The organism is Cellulomonas sp. P4_B5_2 (assembly GCF_056402235.1).
Genome location: NZ_JBFUHU010000316.1, coordinates 1 through 5,583, shown reverse-complemented (window position 1 = coordinate 5,583; position 5,583 = coordinate 1). Strand labels below are relative to the sequence as shown.

The following is a 5,583-nucleotide window of genomic DNA, read 5'->3' as shown; positions in this document are numbered from 1 at the left end:
CGCCGGCGCCGGTCCAGCCCCCGTCGGGATCGGTGTCCGGAGCCCTGTTCGCCAACCCGACCTCGATCAACCCGATGTACGTGACCTCGGAGTACGGCATGCGGCTGCACCCGATCCTGGGCTACGTGCGCCTGCACGCCGGCATCGACCTGCGCACCGGGTGCAACACGCCCCTGTACGCGCCGCGCGACGCGACAGTGCTCTGGTCGCAGTGGCGCAACGGCTTCGGCAACCAGGTCATGCTCGACTACGGGACGGTCGGGGGGAACTCGGTGATGAGCAGCTCCAACCACCTGACCCGCTCGGTCGTCAGGGCAGGTCAGGGCGTCGCCAAGGGGCAGCTGATCGGCTACTCCGGGAACACGGGCCTCTCCGGTGCATGCCACCTGCACTTCGAGGTCTACGTGAACGGGTCGACCGTCAACCCGCGACCTCTGCTGGCCCGCTGAGCGACGGTCCCCGCTCCTCAGGCCCGTGAGGCGCGCGCGCCCGGCAGGTCGGGCGCGTACCTGCGGTGTCCCGGGCGCAGCACCACGGCGTCCCGGCTGACGGCCTGGACGTCCTCCCAGTGCACCAGGAACGTGCCACGGTGCCGCCAGGCGAACCACCGGGCGAGCACCGCGGGGGCGTTGACGCCGGTGCGCTCGTAGCCGAGGAACGACGTGCCCGTGCGTGGACTGACCAGCAGACCGTGCAGGCGCAGCGCCGCGAGGAGTCCGTCGACAGGGCCGTCCATGACGAGGCGGACGTCGACGACGTACCCGAGCGCGCGGCCGTCGGCGTCGCGGACCGGGGAGTCGAGCAGGTCACCCAGGATCATGGCTGCCCCCAGGGATGCGGCGGATGACGTGGTCGCGGACCCATCGCTCCTGCCAGGTGACGTCCAGCTCGTCGCCGTGCACCCCCAGCCGGACGGTGGTGCCCACGTCGGCGACGTGTGCCCAGCGGATCCGGTGCCAGCGGGATGGCGGTGGTCTCCCACCGAAGATGCGCGTGGCCAGCACGGCCCCGCTCAACAGCGACGTCACGACGACGGTCTGCCTCCCGTCGGGGAGGTCGGCGCCGTCGACTCCGTGCAGCTCGAGGTCGTCGACCGTGCACACCGGGACGCCGTCGACGTCGAGGACCTGCCGGTCGAGCAGGTGCAGGCGCGCGTCGAGCGCGAGTCCCCGGAGGTGCTCGTCGGGGGGAAGGCTGGTCAGCGGCAGGGCGATGGCGGAGAAGACGACCGAGAACTCGGTGACCTTGATGGGGTCGACGCTGGTCATCAGCACGCCGGCAGCCACCAGGATGCAGACGATCATCGTCAGGTGGAACCGCGCGGCCCGGGCCGGCCGCCGGAACTTGCCCCACGACCAGCCCATGAACTGCGCCAAGGTGTACCCGCTGGACAGCGACGTCTCCAGGGCGGCGCCGAACGTCGCGGCGACGATCCCGACGATGACGACGGCGAGGGCCAGCTTTCCGCCGGCGAGCGCGACCGGCAGCACGATCTGCGAGAGCGACGAGACCTCGATCCCGGCGGGTAGGAACACGATGGCGGCGCACGCGGCGATGGCGATCGACAGCACCCCGCCGAACGGGAAGCCCACCAGCACGTTGAGCCGCGACTGCGCCAGGTCCTTGACGGTCCACCGTTCCTCGACCGCGCCGGAGGAGAAGAAGAACACCTCGTACGGCGTCATGGCGGCGCCGAACAGGGCGATCGCGTAGTACCAGTACACGGCGGGGCCCTCGGTACCAGGGACGCTCGGGTGGAACGCCTGCTCGGCGAGCTCGCTCCAGTCGGGGCCGAGCTGGAAGACCGCGACCGCGAACACGACGAGCGTGAGCCCGACGATCCCGGTGACGTTCTCCATGATCGAGAACTTGGTGCGCCACACCACCAGCCACAGCGCCAGGGCTGCCACGGGGATCCACAACCGCGGCTCCACGCTGCTGGCCAGCTGCAGGGCCAGCGCGATGCCGCCGACCTCGGCCGTCAGCGTGAGCAGGTTGATGAGAAAGCTCGCCGCCAGGTTGGCGCCGGCCGCCCGCGGTCCCAGGCGTTCGCGGATGATCTCGAAGGTCGCCCGCCCGCTGACGGCGGCCACCCGCCCGGACATGCTGGCGAACAGGCAGATCCCCACGACGCCGACGCCGACGACCCAGGCGAGCGAGAGCCCGAAGCGGGACCCGACGACCGCGTTGGTGACCATGTCCCCGATGTCCAGGAACCCACCGATGGCGGTGAGGATGCCCAGCGCGAGCCCGAGGATCTTCTTCACGATCCGCCCGCCGTCTCCAGCGTGGCGGCGATCTCGTCCAGCCGGTCCGCGCTGGCCCCGAGTGCGGCGGTCGCGTCCGACAGCGCGCCGGTCCCGTTCGCCCAGGCGCGTGCCTGCGCCACGGCCGTCTGCGCCGACTGCACGGCGTCGAGAGTGTCGATCTGCCAGGCGGAGCCTGTGCCGTTGCTGGGGACGAAGGTGGCGACGGCGTCGGATGCCTCGGCGAGAACGTGGATCGAGTCGATCAGCGCGGTGTCGGCAACGGGGGCCGACGTGCGGTCGTCGCCGAGCAGCCGCACCGACAGCTGCGCGGTTCCGACCGCGGAGGCAGCCTGGGCCACGGGCTCCGCGAGCGCGCGGGCCTCGTCAGCCTCGGTCGCCGCCGAACCCGTCGCGCAGCCCGCCGCGACGGCGACTGCGACGAGCGCGGCAAAACCGCGGATCGCCTGCATGGACGCATCGTCGCGTTCTCCGGCTCGAGCCGCACGGCGAACGGCGAACGCCGTGCTCGCGAGCCTGCGCGTGATCCGAAGGCGACAGAATCGGAGCATGCGCCTGGTCCTGCTCGCCGACACCCATATCCCGCGGAGGGCGCGCGACCTGCCCGGCGTCGTCTGGGACGCGGTGGACGACGCCGACGTCGTGGTGCACGCCGGCGACTGGGTGTCCGACGAGTTCTCCGACGTGCTCAACCGGCGGGCCCGCCGGATGGTCGGGTGCCACGGCAACAACGACGGTCCCACCCTGCACCGACTGCTGCCGAGAGTCGCGCGTGCCGACCTGGACGGCGTTCGGCTCGGCGTCGTGCACGAGACGGGACCGGCCGTCGGCCGCGAGCACCGGTGCGACGTCGCGCACCCGAACCTCGACGTGCTGGTCTTCGGACACAGTCACATCCCGTGGGACTCGGTCACGCCGGCAGGGCTGCGCCTGCTGAACCCCGGATCGCCGACGGACCGCCGGCGTCAGCCGTTCGCGACGTTCATGACGGCGCAGATCCGACAGGGCGCGCTCGTCGACGTGGAGCTGCACCAGGTCGACCGGCCGTCTCGCTCTTGACCCGACCGGCCGTAGCAGGCGCCGGAGCTGACCCGCCTGACGATCACCGTCGACTTCGAGGGTCACGGCATCGGGCGCCTGCTCGTCCCGCTCGTCGTCCGACGGCAGGCGGCGGCGGAGATGCCGGCGAACCTCCAGGTCCTCAACAGCCGCCTGAAGCTGCCGCACCCCTGATCGATAGCCCGTCCTCGGCACGCGGAGGCCGTGACCCCGCCGCACCGCTCGTCCGTCAGCCGGTGGTGGTGCTCCAGCTGGTGACCTGCTCGCCGACCGCGGCGGCCAGGGCTTCCAGATCGCGCCGCGTCTGACGCCGTGATCTCGCTGCCCGCGCAGCGCCGGCGATGCCTCGCAGCTCGACATCGGACTCGGCCGTCAGGACGACCACGGTCTCGCGGGCGCCGCGTGGAATCAGGTGTGCAGACACTCGGTAGTCGACGTCGTTCCACGCCCCGTACCCGCTCGCGGCCTCCGCGGGGGAGAGGGTGTCGAGCGTGACGTCCGCGTGTGCCAGGTGCCAGACGGTGGCGTCGGTCGCAGCGCCGGCGGCGGTCGTGAGGGCGCGCCACGCGACCTCGGGGTTCACCGGGATCTCGATGCTCGCGGAGGTCTCCTTCGGCACGCCCATGGGTCCATCATGCGCCCGACGATCGGGGTGACGGTGGCCCCGGCTGCGTCGGCGATCGCCCGCACGCTCTGGCACCGTGGCGGTCACTGTGTCGTGCGCAATCCGTACCTGCACCTCGGCTCGGTGGTTACGTTGCTCGTGTGAGCGATGAGGGCGAACCGCTCGGCGCAGCGTCGGTCGAGGTCCTGGTGGTCGGCGCCGGGCCCACCGGCCTCACCCTTGCCGCGGAGCTGGCGCGTCGTCACGTCCGGGTGCGCATCGTCGACCGCCAGCTCGACCGCGTCCGAGAGTCACGGGCGCTGGCGATCCAGCCGCGCACCCTCGAGGTCCTCGCCGGGCTTGGGGTCACCGACGAGCTCCTCCGACGCGGGGATCGCGCTGTCGACGTGCTCATCCACTTCCCCCACAAGGTGGTGCGGTTCCCGCTGTTCGACATCGGGGTCCCGGACACCCGCTACCCGTTCCTGCTCTTCCTCTCCCAGGCCGAGACGGAGCAGGTGCTCGGTCAGCACCTGAACGCGCGTGGGGTACGGCTCGAGCGGGGAGTGGAGCTGGTCGCGCTCGAGAACGGCACGCAGGCCGTCACCTGCACCCTGCGAGACGGTGCGGGACGAGAGGAGACCGTCGTCGCGCAGTACGTCGTCGGCTGCGACGGTCCGCGCAGCGCGGTTCGCACCCACGTCGGGATCCCGTTCACGGGCAACGTCTACCCACAGACCTTCGTGCTGGCCGACCTCGAGGCCGACGGGATCGAGAGGGGAGCCGCGCACGCGTTCCTCGGCACGTCGGGGATGCTGTTCTTCTTCCCGCTCGGCAGGCCGACCACCTGGCGCATGCTGGTGATGCGACCCCCTGGCGACGCGGGCCGCGCCGACGATGACGTGACCCTGTCGGAGCTCCAGGCCCTCGCTCACCGCTACACGGGTGGGCAGGTGCGGTTGCGCGACCCGGTGTGGATGACGAACTTCCGGCTGCACAACCGTGGAGCCGCGCACTATCGCGCCGGCCGGGTGTTCGTTGCCGGGGACGCCGCGCACGTGCACAGCCCGGCCGGGGCGCAGGGGATGAACACCGGGATCCAGGACGCGGTGAACCTCGCCTGGAAGCTCGCGCTGGTGACCTCCGGTCGCGGGAGGCCAGCCCTGCTGGACACGTACGAGTCCGAGCGGGCGCCGGTCGGACGCACCGTGCTCCGCTTCACGGACCGCGCCTTCACGATCGCAACGTCCCCGAACGCTGCGGTGGTGTTCGCGCGAAGCCGTCTCGCCCCGGCGATGCTGCCTGTGCTGGTGCGTGTCCGCGCCGGTCGTGCGGCGGCGTTCCGGACCATCTCCGAGCTCGGCATCCGCTACCGTCGCAGCCCACTCTCGGTCGAGGCCCCCCGATCCTCCCGTCGCGCGAGCCGTGCCGGCGATCGACTCCCCGACGCGCCACTCGAGCTCGACGGCAGGTCGACGACGCTGCACGAGGCCACCGCCGGGGAGTGGTTCCACCTGCTCGTCCACGGACCGTCCGACGTCCGAGGTCCCGACATCGACGACGTCCTCTCCTCCGGACGCGGCACGGTCGCCGTCCATCGCCTGAGCACGGTCGCCGCGCCGCACGTCCTGCACGACGCGTCGGGTCGAGCCC

Annotated in this window: 6 protein-coding genes and 1 pseudogene; 3 read left to right on the top strand and 4 right to left on the bottom strand. The window is 71.8% G+C overall.

Annotated elements, in window-relative coordinates; translation table 11 throughout:
* The coding region (locus tag AC1DUQ_RS18360; protein ID WP_477074299.1) for a M23 family metallopeptidase at nt 1-449 on the top strand (449 nt) is incomplete at its 5' end.
* A 17-nt stretch (nt 450-466) separates the two neighbouring features.
* Here the strand turns inward: AC1DUQ_RS18360 and AC1DUQ_RS18355 are convergent.
* The 3 genes and pseudogenes from AC1DUQ_RS18355 to AC1DUQ_RS18345 all read right to left on the bottom strand — a co-directional run bounded on the left by AC1DUQ_RS18355 (nt 467) and on the right by AC1DUQ_RS18345 (nt 2,719).
* On the bottom strand, nt 467-820 hold the full coding sequence (locus AC1DUQ_RS18355; protein ID WP_477061912.1) for a PRC-barrel domain-containing protein: 354 nt from the start codon (nt 818-820) through the stop codon (nt 467-469).
* A 367-nt stretch (nt 821-1,187) separates the two neighbouring features.
* A pseudogene (locus AC1DUQ_RS18350) lies at nt 1,188-2,267 on the bottom strand (NRAMP family divalent metal transporter); the annotation flags it as partial.
* A complete protein-coding gene (locus AC1DUQ_RS18345; protein WP_477061915.1) occupies nt 2,264-2,719 on the bottom strand; it encodes a hypothetical protein in 456 nt (151 codons plus the stop codon). The gene AC1DUQ_RS18345 and the pseudogene AC1DUQ_RS18350, both read right to left, overlap by 4 nt.
* A gap of 97 nt (nt 2,720-2,816) precedes the next feature.
* On the opposite strand from AC1DUQ_RS18345, the gene AC1DUQ_RS18340 reads away from it, so the two are divergent.
* Complete coding sequence (locus AC1DUQ_RS18340; RefSeq protein ID WP_477061916.1) at nt 2,817-3,326, top strand: metallophosphoesterase family protein; 510 nt, start codon at nt 2,817-2,819, stop codon at nt 3,324-3,326.
* Nucleotides 3,327-3,555: 229 nt separating this feature from the next.
* On the opposite strand, the gene AC1DUQ_RS18335 is transcribed toward AC1DUQ_RS18340, so the two are convergent.
* Nucleotides 3,556-3,951, bottom strand: coding sequence for a hypothetical protein (locus tag AC1DUQ_RS18335; protein ID WP_477061917.1), 396 nt, complete (start codon nt 3,949-3,951; stop codon nt 3,556-3,558).
* Between the two features lie 140 nt (nt 3,952-4,091).
* Here AC1DUQ_RS18335 and AC1DUQ_RS18330 point away from each other — a divergent pair.
* On the top strand, nt 4,092-5,583 hold a 1,492-nt coding region (locus tag AC1DUQ_RS18330; RefSeq protein ID WP_477074298.1), incomplete at its 3' end, for an FAD-dependent monooxygenase.